At 42.3% G+C, this 20,644-nt stretch carries 17 protein-coding genes; 8 read left to right on the top strand and 9 right to left on the bottom strand.

Annotated elements, in window-relative coordinates; all coding sequences use genetic code 11:
• Nucleotides 1-32 precede the first annotated feature (32 nt).
• The 3 genes from F6K46_RS28315 to F6K46_RS28305 all read right to left on the bottom strand — a co-directional run bounded on the left by F6K46_RS28315 (nt 33) and on the right by F6K46_RS28305 (nt 3,027).
• Nucleotides 33-749, bottom strand: a complete 717-nt coding sequence (locus F6K46_RS28315) for a hypothetical protein (protein WP_293063456.1) — start codon at nt 747-749, stop codon at nt 33-35.
• A gap of 405 nt (nt 750-1,154) precedes the next feature.
• Nucleotides 1,155-1,835: an actin-binding WH2 domain-containing protein gene (locus tag F6K46_RS28310; RefSeq protein WP_293063458.1), complete on the bottom strand. Its 681-nt coding sequence runs from the start codon at nt 1,833-1,835 to the stop codon at nt 1,155-1,157.
• Nucleotides 1,836-2,163: 328 nt separating this feature from the next.
• A complete protein-coding gene (locus F6K46_RS28305) occupies nt 2,164-3,027 on the bottom strand; it encodes a methyltransferase domain-containing protein (protein WP_293063460.1) in 864 nt (287 codons plus the stop codon).
• A gap of 180 nt (nt 3,028-3,207) precedes the next feature.
• Here F6K46_RS28305 and F6K46_RS28300 point away from each other — a divergent pair, with 180 nt between their 5' ends.
• Complete coding sequence (locus F6K46_RS28300; RefSeq protein WP_293063462.1) at nt 3,208-4,542, top strand: TrkH family potassium uptake protein; 1,335 nt, start codon at nt 3,208-3,210, stop codon at nt 4,540-4,542.
• A 116-nt stretch (nt 4,543-4,658) separates the two neighbouring features.
• Nucleotides 4,659-5,354: a TrkA family potassium uptake protein gene (locus F6K46_RS28295; protein ID WP_293063464.1), complete on the top strand. Its 696-nt coding sequence runs from the start codon at nt 4,659-4,661 to the stop codon at nt 5,352-5,354.
• On the opposite strand, the gene F6K46_RS28290 is transcribed toward F6K46_RS28295, so the two are convergent.
• On the bottom strand, nt 5,351-6,742 hold the full coding sequence (locus F6K46_RS28290) for a tetratricopeptide repeat protein (RefSeq protein WP_293063467.1): 1,392 nt from the start codon (nt 6,740-6,742) through the stop codon (nt 5,351-5,353). The two genes, F6K46_RS28295 and F6K46_RS28290, sit on opposite strands and share 4 nt — an antisense overlap.
• A gap of 776 nt (nt 6,743-7,518) precedes the next feature.
• Here F6K46_RS28290 and F6K46_RS28285 point away from each other — a divergent pair.
• Nucleotides 7,519-8,871 carry a TldD/PmbA family protein gene (locus F6K46_RS28285; protein WP_293063469.1) on the top strand — a complete coding sequence of 451 codons (1,353 nt, stop codon included), beginning with the start codon at nt 7,519-7,521 and terminating at the stop codon, nt 8,869-8,871.
• Between the two features lie 127 nt (nt 8,872-8,998).
• On the opposite strand, the gene F6K46_RS28280 is transcribed toward F6K46_RS28285, so the two are convergent.
• Nucleotides 8,999-10,948: an ATP-binding protein gene (locus F6K46_RS28280; RefSeq protein WP_293063471.1), complete on the bottom strand. Its 1,950-nt coding sequence runs from the start codon at nt 10,946-10,948 to the stop codon at nt 8,999-9,001.
• A gap of 53 nt (nt 10,949-11,001) precedes the next feature.
• Nucleotides 11,002-11,940, bottom strand: a complete 939-nt coding sequence (locus tag F6K46_RS28275) for a phosphate/phosphite/phosphonate ABC transporter substrate-binding protein (protein WP_293063473.1) — start codon at nt 11,938-11,940, stop codon at nt 11,002-11,004.
• A 1,624-nt stretch (nt 11,941-13,564) separates the two neighbouring features.
• Here F6K46_RS28275 and F6K46_RS28270 point away from each other — a divergent pair.
• Nucleotides 13,565-15,325: a choice-of-anchor I family protein gene (locus F6K46_RS28270; RefSeq protein ID WP_293063475.1), complete on the top strand. Its 1,761-nt coding sequence runs from the start codon at nt 13,565-13,567 to the stop codon at nt 15,323-15,325.
• A 489-nt stretch (nt 15,326-15,814) separates the two neighbouring features.
• Here the strand turns inward: F6K46_RS28270 and F6K46_RS28265 are convergent, their stop codons facing one another.
• Together F6K46_RS28265 and F6K46_RS28260 are read right to left on the bottom strand one after the other, a co-directional pair.
• Entirely contained in the window at nt 15,815-17,263 is a 1,449-nt protein-coding gene (locus F6K46_RS28265; RefSeq protein WP_293063477.1) for a hypothetical protein, read from the bottom strand.
• 245 nt (nt 17,264-17,508) lie between these two features.
• Nucleotides 17,509-17,949: a secondary thiamine-phosphate synthase enzyme YjbQ gene (locus F6K46_RS28260; protein WP_293063497.1), complete on the bottom strand. Its 441-nt coding sequence runs from the start codon at nt 17,947-17,949 to the stop codon at nt 17,509-17,511.
• Between the two features lie 61 nt (nt 17,950-18,010).
• On the opposite strand from F6K46_RS28260, the gene F6K46_RS28255 reads away from it, so the two are divergent.
• From F6K46_RS28255 to F6K46_RS28245, 3 genes are all read left to right on the top strand, one after another.
• Complete coding sequence (locus F6K46_RS28255; protein ID WP_071103904.1) at nt 18,011-18,253, top strand: hypothetical protein; 243 nt, start codon at nt 18,011-18,013, stop codon at nt 18,251-18,253.
• Between the two features lie 72 nt (nt 18,254-18,325).
• Nucleotides 18,326-18,460, top strand: a complete 135-nt coding sequence (locus F6K46_RS28250; protein ID WP_293063485.1) for a hypothetical protein — start codon at nt 18,326-18,328, stop codon at nt 18,458-18,460.
• A 33-nt stretch (nt 18,461-18,493) separates the two neighbouring features.
• A complete protein-coding gene (locus F6K46_RS28245) occupies nt 18,494-19,327 on the top strand; it encodes a cyclase family protein (protein WP_293063487.1) in 834 nt (277 codons plus the stop codon).
• A gap of 96 nt (nt 19,328-19,423) precedes the next feature.
• On the opposite strand, the gene F6K46_RS28240 is transcribed toward F6K46_RS28245, so the two are convergent.
• Complete coding sequence (locus tag F6K46_RS28240; RefSeq protein ID WP_293117574.1) at nt 19,424-19,618, bottom strand: hypothetical protein; 195 nt, start codon at nt 19,616-19,618, stop codon at nt 19,424-19,426.
• A 90-nt stretch (nt 19,619-19,708) separates the two neighbouring features.
• On the opposite strand from F6K46_RS28240, the gene F6K46_RS28235 reads away from it, so the two are divergent.
• Entirely contained in the window at nt 19,709-20,521 is an 813-nt protein-coding gene (locus F6K46_RS28235) for an AAA family ATPase (protein ID WP_293117571.1), read from the top strand.
• Nucleotides 20,522-20,644 lie beyond the last annotated feature (123 nt).

The raw sequence follows: 20,644 nt of genomic DNA, 5'->3' as shown, positions 1-20,644 counted from the left end.
GGTCTTTCGGCCACGCGATCGCGTTCAACTAACTACCGCTTACCTTGTAAATTTATTACCTCCTTATGTACACTCATACCAATCTGAAGAGACTGATTCAGTAAGCGACCATACTCACCAGTTTCCTCACTCAGATCAAAAGCCATCAAAGTAGCCAAATTATCATCAAGATTGCTTAACAATGCCTGACGACCTTCAATTAAATTATTATGACTTCTGATTAAATTTTCCACTTGTAAAGCATTAACTAAACTTTTTTTAGTAATAGCGAGAGATTTAATTACTTTTCTCCGGCTTTCAGAGTGCTTGAACTCAGTAATTGAGCCCTCAATTGCCTCTATTCGTTCAGCTAAATCAATCGCTTTAATCACACCATTATAGTTATCAACCTGATCCATTAACCTAACCAAAGACTTAATTCGCTTTCCTTGTTTATAAAGATATACATTACCAATCACTATCCCTGAAACAAACAATCCCACCAGTATAGTAAATAGTCCAGTTATCCCAGCCTGGTCTTCAGGCAAATTGCCTGAATTTTTCATAAAAATCAGGATTGGAGGCAAAAATAAAATTAAACTCAGACCCAATATAAATATCTCAGTTAACAGAACCGATAGCATATGCTTAGGCTTCTTAAAGATAAACCCCCGACAAAAATCAATAGCCACCAGCTTAGCAAAATTCAGATCTACCAGGTTTCTGATATCCTCTGACGTAATCTCTAAATTACCTAAATTTGATGACATATCATCTCGCTCCTGTTAACCATTTTATGATATCTTGTACCAATCCCAATCATCCACCAATAGTTAAAACCACACCGCGAATAAATCAAGTATTATTAACAGCATCTCACCCAAACAATCCCATCCGTTATCGATATACAGCGTTTTTAATAACTATGAGGTGCGCTTTCCGCATCTAATTATTAAATTCGCCACGAGTCGCACCTGAGATACACATAATTTTTCCCTGTTCCCTATTCCCTATTCCCTATTCCCTGCTCCCTATTCCCTGCTCCCTGCTCCCTGCTCCCTAAAAGCCATAAATTTGTACCTGACCGACTTGAAAACTGCTGTAATAAATAGCGCTGCGCGCAGCGCTATACCTGCCACAAGTGTGGCTTCAAAATAGCAAATCAATAGTAAGCCTTAACCCCAACCCAGCATTCTACCAATTAACTGCAACACATGCATATAAAAATTACTCTCTAGCTCGCGAAATAGGGCAAAAGGTTCCCCAGGAGCTCCGAAGAATGGTCTGAGGGTCCATCCCAATTGGCTACCAACAAATCCATAAAGCACTAACCAAGCTTTAAGAATCCTAGTGCGATATTTGTTTTCTTCAGCTTCTTGCTCAGTGATCAATCCCATGCATTGGTAAAACACATTGACACCAATTAACCCAGTGATGCCAAATATTACTATATTTAAGAGCTGAAAAAATGTATAATCATCAATCGAGAGACGGAAAAAGAGAGTGATAGGAGCAAAGCCAAATAGCATCACACTAATCACAGATGTCGCCGCCAAAAGCAAAGCTAGGTACTGCCCAAAACTACGTTTAGAGCCTGAGCTAATCTCATAAAAATATAAAGTTGGTAAACAAATCAACAGTGTTAAGAGGTATAACGCCGGTAATTTGATAGCTGAAGAGATAATCTGGAGAGGGCTACTAAACGAGCCGATAATTGCACCATAAATCCCAAAAAATGCCGAGCTAGCAATTAATAAAGAGATAATCTTGATATCAATCCTAATCCCTTGGTCAACCTCCTTCAGGAATCTTTGGCGATCGCGCAAAAACTCCATAAGCACAGTAAAGTGGTTCATGACCTACTCCTAATTAAAATTTAAAGCTACAAGATACAGCCACCTAACACGTTCAGCCACCTAGGATAAAATCTAGTAATATAGCACTAATTTTTACTAGCATTAGTGCTTACCACAATAATCGATGGATTTACCATTGCCCATGCCAAATTGCCATTGGCAACTAACTCACTGTTATATATATAATTACTTCACGGGATTTGACCTCCTTTCCGTAAAATAAACTGCTAATTAACATGGGATGACCCCATAGTAATCATCAGATTTGGGTCATATACAACTGATTTTGATAACTCAAGGTATCAGCAAATGATTTCCGTTACAATCCTCACTTGCTGCCATACAACAACCCATAACGAATCAACCCCCGGCGATACCCTCGACTCATCAACCCCATCGACAGTGCCGCTTGCACAATTTTCCAATTACTTTTAAGCAACCCTAAAATCGCTTTCGGCTCAAAAGCAGAATCAATCACAATATCCCAAAACGGTTCAACCGCATCTGACCAATCCGCCGTCCGAAGAGTTTGGAAATTCAAATTGCCAGCAATTTCCTCATACTCCTGCAAAGAAATCACATAAGGCAAACAATAAACCCGATAAATCTCAGCCAAATGGTGCTGTTCATCTGTTGTCAATTGTCCCGTCGCCAACGTTATCGGACGATGACACCAAGTTGCCATTAAAAACCTTCCCCCAGGTTTGAGCACCCGATAACATTCCTGAAGAAACTGTTTCTTATCCGGCATATGTTCTCCACTCTCCATCGACCAGACAAAGTCAAAGGTTTCATCAGCAAAAGGCATATCCAAAGCATTAGCAACCTGAAACTGAACCTGTGTGGCCAACCCAGCCTCTTGCGCTCGTTGAGTTCCTCGTGATGCTTGAACTGGACTTAAGGTAATTCCAGTAACATTTGCTTCAAACTGTTGCGCTAGATAAAGTGAACTCCCACCAATCCCACAACCGACATCCAGGATAGTACTAGCTTGCTCCACTTCAGCCCAACAGAGCAATTCGTCAATCAAGTCAATTTGTGCCTGATGTCGGTTTTTCTTCTCAGTACCCGCCCAGCCATAATAGCCATGGTGCATATGTTCACCCCAAACTTCTTCCCACAAGCCAGAAGAGGCATCATAAAATTCCTGAATCTGTTTTTCAAGACTCAATTTTTCAAGACTTAATGTCATATCATGTCCAGTAGCATCGTTCCGTATCACCAACTATAGCGGTTCTCACTTCCATAGACCATACCCAATTGAACGGGGGCACACCGTGATCCGCTACTAAGGAAAAAGGGTCTTGACAGATGGTAAATCACAAATGAACAATGACAAAGACAAAGGACAAAGACAAATAACAAATGAGACATGACTATTCCCCGAACCATTTGCCTTGGATTCCTTTCCGTAATTGCCATCGGAACTCTTTTGCTAATGATGCCATTTGCTGCTAGCGATGGCACATGGACTCACCCGATGGTGGCACTATTCACCTCAACTTCTGCTGTCTGTGTTACTGGTCTAGTGGTTGTCGATACTGGCTCCTATTTTTCCTTTTGGGGACAGTTGATTGTGCTTGGCCTCTTTCAAATTGGCGGTTTGGGCTATATGACCACCACCACATTTCTCATTTTACTACTAGGGCGCAAGTTCAAATTGAAGCAGAAAATCGCCATTCAACAAGCTTTAGATCGACAAGGTTTACAAGACAGTGCAGCATTAATTCGTTCCATCATTGCCACAGCAATAATTTTTGAAATTACAGGCATTTTTCTACTTTTACTAGTGTTTGTTCCCGATTATGGATTATACCAGGGACTCTGGTTAGCCATTTTTCATAGCATCAGTGCTTGGAATAATGCTGGATTTAGTCTGTTTCCAGACAGTTTAACAAGTTATCAGTCATCTCTTCTCCTCAATCTAGTGATCACAACTCTAATTATCTGCGGTGGCATTGGTCAACAGGTAATTTTTGAGTTTTATCTTTGGTTGCGCGATCGCATTCTCCGACGACGTCAGTCTCTGGAATTTTCCCTTAATTTTAAAGTAGTCACTAGCACCACTATCTTTTTGTTAATAGTGGGAGCAATCGCATTTTTATTGATCGAATTTAATAATTATAACACTTTAGGATCTTCAACATTATCAGACAAATTTCTCCAATCCTGGTTTCAGTCAGTTACCACCAGAACCGCAGGTTTTAACACCATTGATCTTGGTAAAATGACCACAGCCGGGTTATTTCTTACCATTGCAATGATGTTTTTTGGAGCCAGTCCAGGGGGAACAGGTGGTGGAATTAAGACTACAACAGTAAGAATTTTAGTTAGTTCTACCAAAGCAATTTTACAAGGCAAAGAAGAGGTTTATCTATATAAGCGCCAGGTGCCAATTGAGCTAATTCTAAAAGCCATTGGAGTCTTAGTAGGGTCATTCGCTACAGTAATTCTATCAACACTTTTAATTTCCCTAGCTGAGCCAAATATGGATTTTATTGAGATTTTATTTGAAGTTGTCTCAGCCTTTGCTACTGTCGGTCTGTCCACAGGCATTACCCCAGACGTTTCTACCTGGGCAAAGCTAGTTTTAATTGGAACAATGTACATTGGCCGGGTTGGAGTTTTGTTGCTCATGGCATCCCTACTAGGAGAACCCCGTCCCAGTTCAGTTCACTATCCAGAAGAAAACTTACTTGTAGGATAATCCAATGGAAAAGGTATGCTGGCTTGGTAATGGCAAATTATCAATGGCAATTAACACTTAAAAATTAACAAGTAACAAGTAAAAAAATACTATAGCAGTTATCAAAGGAGGCCGAAGTGAATCTATCATTTTTAACATTCTTGCGTAACCTACCCAAAGAGAATAAACAGTTTGCCGTTATTGGATTAGGGCGTTTTGGTCGAGCTGTCTGTTCCACACTATACCAACTTGGCTATGAGGTTCTGGGTACTGATATTGATGAAAAACTAGTGTCCCAAGTGTTAACCGAGAAAATAGCTTCCCATGCTGTGCAGCTCGATTCAAAAGAACCCTTAGCCTTGAAAGAAGCCGGAATTTTAGAATTTGATACAGTAATTATTGCCATCGGTAACTATTTACAAGAAAGCATTATCACCACCCTCAACTTAAAAGAAGCAGGAGTTTCTTACGTCATTGCCAAAGCTTCCTCAGAAGTTCATGGCAAGCTGTTAAAACGGGTAGGAGCCGATCATGTAGTTTTTCCTGAGAATGACGCAGGTTGTGCTTTAGCACGCTCCCTCACCAAACCATCCATTTTGGAATGGTTTGACCTAGACTCTAAGCACAGTATTGTCGAGGTCAGAGTGCCAGAAAAATTTGATGGCAAAACCATTTTGGAACTGGAATTGCGCAAGCGCTATGGCTTGACTGTCCTGGCTATCAAAGGAGATGCTGAATTTGAGATTAACCCTGACCCTAATCAACCTCTGTACAAAGATATGCTTATGGTTATCATTGGCTCCAACCCTGATATTGACCGCTTACCCATTTAAAGCTTAGGAATCCCTCTGTCTGGTTCAGACTTTTCCGGTTCCATCTGTTCAGTTTCAGTGGACTCTACCTCAGGAGTTTCTTGGGATTCTACCTCCAGAATGTCAGGAGACTTCATCTGTGGAATTTTAGGAGAGTCTACCTCAGGAGTTTCTTGAGTATCAACCAACTTGTCTTGTGCTTCTAGCTGCTTGATGTACTCATCAACCTCTGTCACCTTCTCCTCATTACCAGCAAAGGCGAATAACTCTCTAGCTTTGACCAAAGAAGAGAGAGCTTCCTCTCGCTGTTGAGACTTTTCTAAAACTACACCCAAGTTGTAATGACCTTCTGCTAATGCCGGAGACAGGCTAAGAGCTTGCTGATATTCAGCCATGGCTTCCTCATACTGTTCTTGCTGTTGTAGAGCAACACCAAGGTTGTAGTGGGTCAAGGCGTGGTAAGGATCCAGTTGCACAGCTAATTTGAGTGTGGTAACTGCTTCGGCGTACTCACCATTGGCTGTGAGTGCTGCCCCTAGCTGTCGGTAAGCATCCACATTTTCCGGTTCCAGTTCCGTCACCAAGCGAAACCGAGTAATCGCTTCCGCCAACTCCCCTTTCTCAAACAAAATTACCGCTAATTGATACTGAGCCGGAGCCAAGTTCGGGTCAACCTTAACTGCTTCCCTAAAGGATTCCTCTGCCGCTGACTTTTCCCCTTGCTCCACCAGTAATACTCCTAACTGGTAGTGTGCTTTCTCCAATTTAGGTTGAGTGCGAACTGCTTGTCTGAGTGCAGTAGTTGCTGGTCCAATCTGGTCTTGCTCGACTAAAATCAGTCCCATGTTATAGTAGGCTTTGCCATAATCTGGGTCTAGGCGAATAGTGGCTTGGTAGTGTTCGATCGCCTGTTCTTGATTACCCTGAGATTCCAGGGCTAACCCTAAGTTATAATAAATATCAGCTGATTCAGGATTGAAAGACAACGCCTGTCGATAAGCAGCGATCGCACTATCGGGTGCCCCTTCCTTGTAAAAAGCAATGCCTAAGTTGTAATAAGCTTGTGACAAGGTTGGGTCAAGGGCAATAGCAATTTGGTATTGTTCCAATGCCAGCTGGTTCTTACCCTGCTGCAAAAACGTATTCGCCAACAAATAACGTCCCATGGCCATATAGGGGTCAAACTCAAGGGCTTTACGAAAAGCGCGCTCTGCCCCAGGAAAGTCCCGACGTCCGTACAGTTTCACCCCAACTTGAAAGTATGAAGCCGCATCCAGGTTATTGGAGTATGGACCTTCCATCAACTGCTTGGTTCCTTTATACTCAGGAATCTCTTTACCTTCAGCTTGACCAAAACTTGTCAAACCAAAGCTGATGATAGTAGCAGCTAGCAGCGGTATCGTTCTCATTCACCCTTTTCCTATACGCTGAGACATTTTTGGTATACTACAGGATAATCTTTTTTTACCAAAAATTCTGGGTTTAAAGCCCCGTCCTTCTAGGACGGCTTTTCCGGAATCATCAATGACGATGATTTATGATTAAAGTAGGTACAGGCTGAAAAACCGTTGACTGAGCCGGGAGAGAAACCCGTAACTTATTGATCATAAAGTAGTAATACCTAGAGGGTAGGGAAAGTCCTCTTTAAAAACCCAATCGTCAATTAACTGTTGGCGTGTGAACCCAGAAGAACACTTTTGCCAGACAAAAACGGTGCGCTTGACCTAGGCGAATTAAATTGGCCACGGGTCGCACCGCAAAGTACGGTGAGGTTAGAAGTTACCGTAAGAAGAGTGGAGCCTTTATAGTTAGTTGGCTATGAGTAAACAGTTTTAACCTTTTTGATTAAGGCTCCACTCTTCTAAGGTTTCGTTTCCGGCACACCGGAACTTGAGGAAACGGGAAGTAACGGACTTTTTAAGGCACTTCCAATAAGTACTCGAACGCAATCGCGAGAACTGCCCTCTGGGTCTGTCGTTAATTAACTGGGAACTTGGTTTTAAACGGGTTTTTGGTTAAGTACTGTCTAGTTTTTGGCGGCGTCAAAGATTAGAACTCGGCGGTTTAAGGCGGCTCGTTGATCTAGGAATCCCCGCGCCTTACTGGCAGTGCCAGAGGCTACGCGAACAGCCCGGGGAGTGTCAATAGAATAATTCGCCGCTTATCAAGCCCATCCCCACAGGAAATGACCCTAGCTGCTGCTCCGATATGCGATCGCAAAGATCAAGCCCTATCCCTAGTTGATTCAGTTATTGCCCAATCCCAAGCAGAAGGGGTATTCGTCAGTCTCAGCCTTGGTGACGAATTTCTGAGCCGCTTCTCGGAAAATCAGATTACCCAGAATATCAGCCGCCAACGCTGCCAACTTACCATTACCAGTTATTTCGGTAAGCGTTGTGCCTCTGCTACCACAACAGAACTAGACCCAGAGGCAATAGCCCAAACTATCCAACGTTCAGAACAACTGGCTCGCATTGCCCCAGAAGATCCTGAATGGGTACCCCTACTCGAATCCCAGGATTATGAGCAACGCACCCCAGCCTTCGATCAAGCCACCGCTAACCTTTCCCCCTTGGAACGGGGAGAAATAGTCAAGGGAGTATGTACCTTAACTGCTAAGGCAGGAGTCGAAGGGTCGGGTAAGCTTAGTACTCAAGCTTTTTTACGAGTTGTGGGGAACTCCCAAGGGTTACGAGCCTTAGACCAAGGTACAGAGGCAGACTGTAGCGTGACAGCCCGTATAGACGATGGTTCAAGTTGGAGTCATAGCACCGCCTTTGCCATAGAGCAGTTACCGATTTTAGAGAAGTCATCGATAACAGGTCTAATTGAACGAGCCTTAGCCTCACGTCACCCCCGTCAGGTCAATCCAGGCACCTACCCAGTCATCTTTGATGGTGCTGCCTTTGCGGAATTGCTGTCTTGGGTAATCTGGAATATGGATGCTCGGGCAGCGGATGAAGGACGTTCCTTTATGTCCCATAGTGATCAAACCGGTAAGGCCACTGGTAACCGCTTGGGTCAGCCAATGTTTAGCCCTATAGTGCAGGTACAACGCCACCCTGCTCATCCCCTACTCCAATTAGGCACTTGCTTTCGGGATGGGTTGAGTAATCGCTACACCGAGGTGATTAAGGATGGTATTCCCCAAATCCTTTACTATAGCCGCTATTGGGCAGCTCAGAAAGGCAAAGATCCCACCGGACTATTGTTTCCTATTGTCATGTCGGGTTCTAGCCAAAGTCTAGCTGACCTGATTGCCCAGACAGAGCGAGGTATTTTGGTAAATCGTGCTTGGTATGTGCGCTATGTCAATCCCAAAACCCTAGAAGTCACAGGGATGACTCGTGATGGCACATTCTGGATTGAAGACGGTCAGATTGCCTACCCGATTAAAAACCTGCGCTTTAACCAAAGCCTGCCCCAAATGTTGAAAGAAGTCGATGCCCTAAGCAAAGTACAGCGCTACGGTAATATCGTAGTTCCAGGAGTTCGGGTCAAGGCATTTAACTTTGATAGTATCACTGACAGCATTTGAGGCAAATCATGAATGATGAAATATGAAGAATTAAAGAAGAAAGCTGTCATGTGAAATGTGAAAGCTCACATGTGAAAACTTTACCTTTTACCTTTTGCCTTCACTTAACCCATTACCCATTACCCATTTAGCCCTTAGGTGTTTCTGCTTTGGGGTCATTTACTACAGCAGGACAACGAATGGTAAAGGTAGAGCCAACACCAATCTGGCTTGTCACGCTAATTTTACAACCCATCATCTCGCAGAAGCGTTGGCTGATGGAAAGACCTAAACCCGTTCCACCATACTTTTTGGTGGTTGAATTATCTGCCTGGGTAAATGGTTGAAATACTTTGTTAAGCTGTTCTGGAGTCATACCAATGCCAGTATCAGTTACTGAGAAGATCAACCAATCATCAGATTCGAGATTCGCTAAGGTATTGGGGGAGGTAGGAATATCGATGGTGGTGTAGGAAGGACTTGAGGATCTCGAATAAGGTTGGGATAACTCCAAGATGAGTTCGTTCTTGCCATTCCTATGGTTACTTCCTTCACGCTTAATGCTAAAAGTAATCGTGCCTGTCTCAGTGAATTTTGCAGCATTACTTAGCAAGTTTAACAGAACCTGCTTGAGCTTAGTCCGGTCAGCCACCATTGTCCCGAGAGAGTCAGCACTGCTGATCTTTAGACTATTGTTCTTTTTCTGCATCAGTGGCTTAGCAAGGCTTTCCAATTCCACTATCAGGGTGGTAACATCAAAGCTTTCTAAGTACAGGTTCATCTTGCCCGCTTCAATCTTTGAAATGTCTAGAACATCACTGATCAGTGTGAGCAGGTGCGTACCAGAGTTCCAAATCTCCTTTAAGTCAGAGACGAACTCGTCATAGCCTAACTCCTCGGCATCTTCCCACAGCAACTGACTTAAGCCCAGAATACCGTTAAGAGGTGTCCTTAGCTCATGGCTCATACTAGCCATAAACGCACTCTTGGCATGGTTGGCTTCTTCAGCCGCTTCTTTTGCCTGTTGCAATTCAATCTGAGCCAACTTGTTCTCCGTAATATCCCGGACAATGGTCAGCACTTCGTTATCTCCACTGACCACAATCCTTGCTTCAAAATGGCGGCGTTGGCCATTAATAAACCTCTCATGTTCAAAGATTTGGATCTCCCCAGTTTCCAAAGCTTGCTTAACATTGCGGATATAAAGTTGAGCTATATCTGGTGGTAATACATCATACACCGTTTTACCCAAGACTTGATCAAAAGACCCAAAAGAGTTCTGATTCCTTGCCACTTTATAATCTAGAAATATACCATCGTTGCTAAAGTGCAACATTAAATCTGGGATAGCATTAAGTAAGGCTCGATTTTTCTCTTCACTTTGGCGCAGAGCTTCAGCTCGCTGTTCCAAACTTGCAACGAGTTTTTGCAGCCGGGAAGTCATGCTGTTGAAGGAATCTGCCAACTCCGCTAGCTCATCCTTGGTGTGAACAGTAATCGTCTGGTTCAAGTTCCCAGCCGCCAGACGCTTGGTTGCAGCAGTCATCTGTTGCAATGGTTCAGTGATTGACCGACTCAGCAGCAGTGCCAACAGGGTACCAGCAGCCGCTGCAGTTACTGCCACCACTAGACCTTGATTGCGTACCGCAGCACTTTTATTATTCAGGGGAGCTGTAGACAGTCCGACACTAATCGCTCCCACTGTCTGATTCCCTAGAATCACTGCCTTACCAGCAAAAAGTTGGTTATTTTCCCACCTAACAACTGTATCTTTACTCCTTAGCAGCTCCTGGCCAACAGAGTTACTCTCGAGACTATACACCTGACCGTCTACCGGATTGGCTTCGGCTACAATACGTCCATCTTTTTGGTAGATGAAACCCTCCTCCACTAACCCCTGCTCCCCCAGCTGCTCCATGACCTGCTCCAAAGAATCAGCATCTGCAAGGTAGAGCGCATCAGCAGTCACTAAAATCAGAGTCTTAAGCAATAGTTCAGCCTGTTGCTTGAGTTCTTTACGAAAGGTTTGTTGCTCACGGTGCAGAGATAGCATGGTGACACTAGCCACTGCCACAATGACCAAGCTAGTCATGGTCATTGTCAGTTTAGTGGCTAATGGCCATTGTCTCCAGCTAAATCTGCCCATGGAATTTACCGATTCTCAACAATGTTGTATAATTGTTGCATCCTTTCCAACCCCTGTAGAGTTGGGAATTCATCAAACTTAGCAGTCTTCTGGAACTTAGTCAGCACTTCTTTGCCTTTGGGGTCTTCATGCATGGTAGTCAGGATACTCTTGAGCTTAGCCAGTAACTCAGGATCCATATTGCCTGGAACCATCACGACTTGCCGAGGCACTTTTTCCGTCTCAGCCAGGATAGTCATGGCGTCCCGGACATCCTCCGGGACTTGCTTGAAAGTCTGGTTATCCACTGCACCAGCGTCTGCCTTTGAGCTAATCACCCATTGGATAGTATTTTCATCATCATCACTGAAGATATACCCCACCTCATTAGCTGCAACTACATCACTGGCTGATCCCTTTTCATTAGGATTCAAACCTGCTTCAATCAGATAAGCCATAGGTAACATATAGCCAGAGGTCGATTGTCTATCATCAAACGCGACCTTCTTACCCTTGAGGTCAGCTAGGGATTTAATCCCTCGGTCTTTCATAGTAAAGATAATCGTGTGGTACTCAGCATCACCCCGTTTCCAACGGCGCAAAATTGGTTGAGCACCAGACTCTTGATTAATCCTCATCGCTGGGTAGAGACTATCGAAGTATAGGTGTACCTCCCCTTCTTTGAGCCAGTTGATCATGGTCGGAAAATCGGAGGCAATTTTTACTTCGCCAGTGTTAATATCGAACTGACTCAACTTGTCAGCCAGGTAATTTGCCAGGGGCTGGAAGCGGCGAATCTTTTTGGCTGGATTTTTTGAAATATCACCTAAGACAATCACCTTAGTGTCTTCAGAAATTGTCGATGGCTCTAAGCTAGGGTTTGATTGTTCTGGTTGTTGAGTACAGCTCACTAAGGAAGTGAGCAGACCAACGAGCATAACTTTTCCTAACAGCTTGGTTAACATAGTGTCCTACTCTCAATTACAGTTAGAACCGATGTCTTCACAGGTAGATACTAGGGTTAGCCATGTCAGGATGGCTACCTTAGCCAACTTAGCAAAGTTTTCAGTGAATCTACTTAAGAATAGCGATTTCCTACAGGACACTCTACCTCAACACAAAAGCCAATAGGTAAATTCACTGATTCGGTTATCCCCTTGAACTGTAGATGCCTTACTAATTCCTTGGGTTAGGTGAAGATCAATACAATAAAACTTAATGTCAGAACACCTTAGTGCAGTTGAGCTAGAGCAAGTTGCATGCTTTGAGGGAATGACACACTCGCCTGATGGACAAAGGGAAAAGGTATTCGTCTTACCCCAAGGCCTTTTGCTTGTCCTCGTAGGTGTTGCCTCCGAAAAATCATCTCTTTGAGAGTACCTTAGTTTCACCAGTTTCACCTCCCCATAGACACCCTGTGCTAAAGCAGAACTTGCATAGGTCGAAGCTCCGGTTTCTTGAGAAGTCATAGATTACCTTCCGGTTAGACAATGACTCTTGAGCATCGGAGTAGATGCAAAGCGTGTGCTAGAACCTAGGAGCGTTTGTTATATGGTATCACTTGATATCGTCACATAACATGATCTACTTACTAGCCTTTTTTTGCATATCTTAATAGTTATGGGCTCTTAATGTACACCTTATACTAGACTATATCGAATGACATAATTTTAGCTTATTAATATCTTTTAAGTAATTGAATTTGTTTTATTCAGTGATTGTTTGTGCATTTTTTGCTGTATAGACTACCTTTATTTCGTTATTTGTTTTAAAACAAATAACGAAATAAAGGTAGTCTATACACAATTTTATATTAATTTAAACTTTATTCGTTGTAGGATTAAGTTTAAAATTAATAATGCGACTTGGTAGTATAACTCGATCGATACTCTAAATTTGCAGGAAAAAGCTTAAGTAGTCGGACAAAAGTTTTGGGTGCTGTATAAAGTTTTGTCTATATTTACAAAACCTTTTGGGGTAAAGGTTACAAGCATTTTACAGTTTTCGAGACAGTACCGTTTATTTATGTCCGACTACTTAAGTACCGTAAATACTATTGATAATGGGGGCGTTTCACACTCTGTTCTAGCTTACTAATAGTTAATCTAATAATTTTTTAAAAAATAGTTTTTTTAAAAATAGCTAGTTTTTAAACTATCAAACTAGAGCAAAAAAACTAGTAATTATGATGACTAGTCAGAGTTATAACTAATTTTTTATATAAAAACTTAATCATATATCCAAAACTATGCTATGATTTTTTAATCATATTCTGCAAATTACCGCCAAAGTGGCGTGAAACAAAGTTGGATTAGGTTTTAAATTAAAGTGATCCCATCAGGCTTTGGTGATTCCTTATTTAAAGATTGACTAAAGACTTTGTGAAGTTTAAGTAAAGAGTTTGTGAAGTTTCAGTGAAGACTACTAGAACTACACGAAATTTCACTGATATAAAAAATTGCTCATATAAATTGCATCGTAAATTGCATCAGAGGCATTTAATTTACAGTATCTAAGTATTACCTCTACCTAGACGGAGCAAGGAACACCATGGTAAAAGATCAGAGTCCATCTATTTCTCATAGAAAAATGCCTAAAATCATACAAGCAACCATTAACTCAACATTGCTGTTGGGTATACTAACATCACCTGCCGCCGCCTTCTCCCTAGACATCAAACCGATTTCTACCTTTTCCACGGGAATCTTCGATGATGGGGCGGCGGAGATATCGACTTTCGATCCACTCAGCCAAAGGTTATTCGTTACCAATGCTAGTAGCAATCAAGTCGATGTCCTGGATTTTGTCGGAGGCAACCTCTCGTTATCCACCACCATCCCCCTGGCATCGTTTGGGGCAACACCAACCAGTATTGCCTCTAGCAATGGCTTACTAGCGGTTTCCGTAGCCAATGAAGTGCAAACTGATCCAGGAACAGTGGCTTTCTTTGACACCAACGGTAACTTCAAAACATCGGTAACAGTTGGTGCCTTGCCTGACGCGGTAACCTTTACCCCAAATGGCAGAAAGTTACTGGTTGCCAATGAAGGAGAGCCAGCCTTTTCAGAAACTTTAGGTCAGATCGTTAATCCAAAGGGGTCGGTTAGTATTATCGACCTTCTTGACCCGAAGCATCCTACTGTCAGAACTGCAGACTTTAGTTCCTTCTCAAAGCAGTATCTCCAAAACCAGGGAGTTAACCTCTTTGTCGATGCATTGGAAGAACTTGAGGCTTCATCCCAGGAGGAATTCGGTATTGAGGATTTATTCGAGTCCCCGATTACCCCTGATCGGGATCTCGAACCGGAAAACATCACTGTCTCAGACGATGGTAAAACTGCCTGGGTAGCACTCCAGGAAAACAATGCTATTGGTGTTCTCAATCTAGAAACTAATGAGTTCACTAACGTTGTGGGTCTCGGTGTCAAAGATCACAGTCAGCCTAATAATGGCTTAGATACCAGCGATAGAGACGATGCTATCAATATCCAAAACAGGCCAGTGTTTGGGTTATTCCAGCCAGACCAACTTGATGTCTATACCGTTGACGGCATAACTTACTTAGTGACTGCTAACGAAGGCGATTTCCTCCGCATTGAGGGTGACTTAGACGGTCAAGAAGAAACGTTTTTCCAGGAAGATGATCGGATAGATGACTTAGTGTTAGACCCAACTGCCTTCCCTGATGCGATCGCTCTACAAGAAGATGATGTTCTTGGACGTTTGCAAGTGTCAACGATTAATGGTGACCCTGATGGAGACGGTGACTTTGACGAACTGTTTGCCTTTGGAGGACGCTCCTTCTCAATTTGGAAGGTAATAGAGGATGACTTAGAGCTAGTTTTTGACAGTGGCGATGCTTTTGAACAAATAACTGCTGATCTATTTCCGGATTTCTTCAACGCTGAGGCTGAGGAAAACAACTTTGATACCCGCAGCGACAATAGAGGTCCGGAACCCCAGGGGATAAAACTGGTTGAGTTATTCGGTCGCACCTTTGCCTTCATCGGTTTTGAGCAGATTGGTGGCTTCATAGTCTATGACGTTAGCGATCCTGAAAATCCATTCTTTGTGAATTACATCAACAACCGCGACTTTCTAGGGGATCCTGAGGCTGGTACAGCAGGGGATCTTGGTCTTGAAGGATTGCTGTTCATATCAGCAGAGGATAGTCCCAACGACACACCGATGCTAGTTGTTAATAATGAGGTCAGTGGCACAACTACTGTCTACTCAATCGAACAAGTACCAGAACCAAGTTCTATATTGGGTCTGTTACACGTTATTGCTTTAGGGTGTATGGCTTGGAAGCGAAAGCTTTCAACAACATGTAAAGAAACTAGCCTTTAAAGGCAAGGAAGACTGGGGGAATCATATCTCCTCCAGTTTAATCACTTGGTATGCAGGTAAATCGTTAATTGTTAATTGTTAATTATTAATCGTTAATTGTCTATGTAATTATTTAGGTGTAGGGCTTGACAAACTCTGTAACTTGTGAATTTGGCAGCAAAAACCAGCAAATTTGGATCGTTTAATACAGTTTGAGTCATTCTGCTGGCAAAATGCTCAAAAGAGCTTCTAAATCCACCCCAAAACCTGAATAATTACATTTTAAATTTTAAATTTTTAATACACATAACACCCTTTCATCTAATAAATTTAACCGAAATTTAATCTAAGTTTAATCGAAATTTTATATAATTTTTATCTAAGTTTTATATCATCAATGTAGTAAAACTGTTTTAATTGGTATTATTCCATCATCCCATCACTCCATCACTCCCTAAACGAATTTTCGATTGAGGGGGCAAGAAGTCATGAATTGGGTTATGAATTGGGTCAAGGCCAAGGAATCTGGGGATTAGCCGCCAACTCGCTAGCCACTGCTGCTGCGCCATATTGATTCAGATGACTCGGATCAGCAAAATACTGATTTTGGTTTAGCCACTGGCTCCCCATATCGATAAAGATAAATCCTTGATCAGTTTGTTTGAGCATCCACTGCTGCAATTTCTGTTCACGACTCAGACGCACTGGATCTAAATAGTCTTTGGTAAGGGGTAAGTTAACCACCACTAAAGGAATCTTTTGTTGCCTCAAAAAGCTTTTAATAGCATTGACAGCAGTAGTCTGTTTACCGGCAAAACTGAAGGGCTGATAATCGGCATCATATCTCCCTGACACTCTTGGATGGCTCCGATAGTAAATTTTTGGGTTAAAGGTTCCATTCATAGGGAGAAAACCATTAGCATTGATGGCAAAAGTACTATAGCCAGTGTTGGCGGTAGTTAACTGTTTGGACACCAGTTGCAGGTTGCAGGTTGCAGGGTCTAGGTTGCAGGGTCTAGGTTGCCGATTTGAAGTTAAGGTCGCTGTTGCCCAAAGTCTAGTTTCTGGTGCCCATTTTTGATAAAGTTTAGTAGTAACACTGGAAATAGTAGACTCAGGAATAGCTTGGCAAGTATTCACTGATTCCTTTTGACTTTTAGGAAGTGTGGGGCGATCGCCTGCCAGCAAACGTTTATATCCCTCAGAGGCGACAAGGGATTGATAGGTGCGGTCTACTCGTCCACTATTGAAGGCACGCACCCCATCAGCCCAGATAACTAACCGTGGCAATTGTTCTGGAGTCAGGAGCTGACGGAGTTGGAAGTCAACAAATTGAGCTGTGGCACCATTGACCCCAAAATTGAAAACCTTTAGCTCTCCTTTGCTTAACATGCCTAAGGATTTTTGGAGTTGCTGAGGATCAAGCCCTTGCAATGCCCGGGAACTACCTACAATTAGAATGTCAGGTCTACCAACGGCAGCAATATAGGATAGATAAAGCCGCAACTGGTGATCAAATATGTCGTTATCAAAACTAGAGAAGGGCAAGGATGACGTGGTTGCTACTGCTTCTAGGTAAGCTAACTCTAGGTTCTTGATATATTCAGCAATTTTTTTTTGAGCAAAAATCCGTTTAGGACTGTCTGCTGGGATAGCTTGCAAATCCTCAATGGCTTGAATCCACTCATTGATCACAAAATGCCAATCTTCTGTTGATCGAGCCAATTGTCCCATAGCAGTTGCTCTTCGTTCTTTTTTCATACCCTTGGTAATCGGATCAATAGCAGAGCAGGCTGGGGGAGAACCCTGATCGACTAATTGATTGCCAGGGGATACTGCTAGTGAGGGGAGTAGTGTGTTTGCTGCATGGTAGAGTGGCGTAGTCTTCCAAAAGCCAGCGGCAAGTATAAGTGATGCTATGGTAGCGCTACTGTATAGTCTAAACCAGAATTTCGGCATAGTTTCGATGGGGTACCCTCAACTTACTTCAATCAGTTCAAACAGAACTATGTTGACACTCGACCTTCTTAGAAGGAAGAGCATTCTTAGTGAGAGCCAGTCCAATATTATCTATTTTAACACAACTTTGATCCCAATATATTAACAGGGTTTGCTCAGCTCATTCTATCTATAATTATCTATTATTAGGATAATGGTGTTTAGTTAAACCGTTCTCCTTCAGGCAATTTATAGTAAGATATTTTTTAGGTTTCACCAGATACTTGAATTAAAACAGTTCTGTCTCTAGGTCCATCTAATTCAACGAATAAAACCGATTGGTAGGTGCCCAAAGCTAATTGGCCATCAATAATAGGAATATATTCGCTGTTGTTTAGCATCATTGCCATTAGGTGAGAGTGGGCATTGATCGGCTCATCAGGAGGTACAATCCTTAAGTGCAGGTCATTATGGAGATATTTACCATCTTTAGGGGCTAGCTTGTCTAGATGGACTTTAATATCTTCGAGTAATCGTTCTTCGTATTCATTAATGGCTAACGCAGTAGTTGTATGTCTGGAAAAAACTAAAGCATGACCGTTTTTAAGCCCAGTAACCTCTATAAATTTGCTGATGTAATCGGTGATATTGTAGATAGCGATAGATTCGTGGGTTTTAAGTTCGATTATTTCACTCTTGACCAGCATGACTGCACACCAATAAACTAATAACGTTGACAATTAAACTAAAATACCAGAAATTTTGAAGATGAAAGAGCAATTGCTCCGTTGGCTTAACCAAATTTTAATGCTCGATGTTTTTCTAGTCTTATTGAGCTTTTTTTGGTTTGCGATCGCATTGGTTGGTCGTTCAGTTGGTATTCCCTTGGGACTGGAACTATGGTACAGCCTTTGGGAACCAGTATTTACTCCCGCCATTGGCGTGCTGATGGCTGGAGCAATTGTGAGTGGGCTAATTAACCAGATTTCTAAGCGTTTGACGTCGAATTGAGTGGGTAAGTGCGTAAGTGTTTTATAGCACTACGCATTAAGGTGTTTGAGATTGATAAAAGTTGAAAAGCTAATGCACGTCAACTTTTGCCTCTTGCCTCTTGCCTCTTGCCTCTTGCCTCTTGCCTCTTGCCTCTTGCCTCTTGCCTCTTGCCTTCCGCGTAGCGCTATAATCCTTGATGCTTCATGCTTTATGCTTAATCCTTGATACTTCATTTGATAATTTTTCTAGGGAAGAGCCATGTTGCGTAAAGCTTTGTTGGTCTTAACCATGATTGTCATAGTCGGTTTGGCAAACCCGAGCACTGCCCAAACCGCTGACTACCCCAGTCTTTGGGATAAATTAGCAGAACTAAAGTCCCATGAGTTTGTGGATTTAACCCATACCTTTCATCCCCAGATTCCCCACTGGCCAGGCTTTGATCCTGAAACACGCACCACAACCTACTACTACGATGAGATGGTTGGCACCAAGGGGTCTGGATTTTGGGCACAGCGCTATAATATTCCAGGTCAGTGGGGTACCCACGTTGATCCGCCAGCTCATTTCGTTAGGGGTAAACGGTTTCAGGATGAAATCCCGGTCACTGAAATGGTGCTACCTCTTGTGGTAATTGATGTCAGCGACAAGGTCAGTCACAACCCCGACTATCAAATTACCCTGGAAGATGTACAAGCTTGGGAACAGAAATACGGTTTAGTGCCAGAAGGGGCATTTGTAGCAATGCGTACGGATTGGTCTAAGGCTTGGCCTAGTATGACCAAAATGCGTAATGCTGACGCTAATGGTATTGCCCATTATCCTGGCTGGAGCGCTGAAGTACTCAAATATCTGTACGAAGAACGCTACATTACTGCTTCCGGTCATGAAACAACTGATACTGACCCTGGAATTGCCACTAGCCAAGGGGACTATTCCCTAGAGAATTATATTCTCAGCCAAGACAAGTATCAGATAGAGTTGCTGACTAACTTGGATCAGGTGCCGGAGTATGGTGCGATCGCAATCGTAACCTTTCCTAAGCCCCTCAAAGGCTCTGGTTTCCCAGCAAGGGTCTTCGCAATTATTCCCTAGTAAGGCAAGAGGCAAGAGGCAAGAGGCAAGAGGCAAGAAATTATATAGGAATTTTTGGTAGCGTAGGGTGCGTTAGGGGCGGGCTTGCCCTCATGTTCAACCTCGTAGCCACTGTTGGGACAGCCCGCCCCGTAACGCACCACCCAAGGGCTCGCACTGATTTTCCGCCTCGTAGCCAGCGTTGGGACAGCCTGCCCGGAAATGAAACGGGCAAGATGCCCGTTCCACCAAGATGCCAATTCCACCCACCGAGTCAAACAGTAAAAATGAGATGCACCCGTCACCCCACACCCAGTAAGGCTAATAATGCTGTTTGTCACCCCCTCAGCAATAATGGTAAAATTTAATTATTCACTAAGAAAAAATTAAAGTGAGTAAATCATGACTAAAAAAGTTATTTCAATTTTCAATAACAAAGGGGGTGTTGGAAAAACAAATATTATATGGAATTTGGGAATAGCACTTGCCGACAAAGCTAAAAAAGTTTTATTTATTGATTTTGATCCTCAGTGTAATCTTTCTATTGCAGTTATTGGGTATGAGGAATTTGAAAAATGTCTTGAAAATGATGAGAGTTTTCCTTTTGGAAAAACCATTAGAAGCTATATACAACCTTATATTCAATCACTTGAAAATCCTAAAGTTTTTTTAAAAAGACCCAAATATAAAAACTTATATTGTGAAAATATACATATTATTCCTGGTGATTTTTGGTTGAACACATTTGCTGATTATTTAAACGTTGGTAGTGATGTCAATGGTGGTAATGGAATTCATAGATTTCTTGTTATTGAAAGTTTAATAAAAAAAATAGAAGAAGAAAAAAATGTTAATTATGATTATGTACTGATCGATTTAGCTCCTTCATTTAATACACTAGTTAGATTAGCATTGTATTGCTCAGATTATTTTTTAGTCCCTTGCACAGCTGATTTATTTTCAGCTTATTGTGTAGGGTTAATTGGTGAAGTACTACCATCATTTATTGATGATTGGATTCAAGGTAAACGTAAATATTTGAAATCAAACCAATATGACAAACTTGTTTCTAATAAAGGAAAACCAAAATTTGGAGGATGGATTTTTAATGGGTTTGATACAAGGGTTAAAAAAGGAGCAATTGATAAAATTGCAGCTGACAAAGCTCAATTTAATAAAGTTATAGATTCAGTAGAAAATAATCTTTTACCGTAAGCATTCAGGTGATGGGGTTGACAAAAAGGGAAGGATGAGTAGTAGTGTAGAACCATGGAAATCAAACCGCCAGCTATCCCAAATAGCTTTGAAGCTCTGGAACTGCTGCCCCAATCAGTTCTG

Source organism: Moorena sp. SIO3E8 (assembly GCF_010692445.1).
GTDB classification, from domain to species: domain Bacteria; phylum Cyanobacteriota; class Cyanobacteriia; order Cyanobacteriales; family Coleofasciculaceae; genus Moorena; species Moorena bouillonii.
The sequence above is the reverse complement of the archived record's forward strand: the minus strand, read 5'-3'. Positions and strand labels throughout refer to the sequence as shown.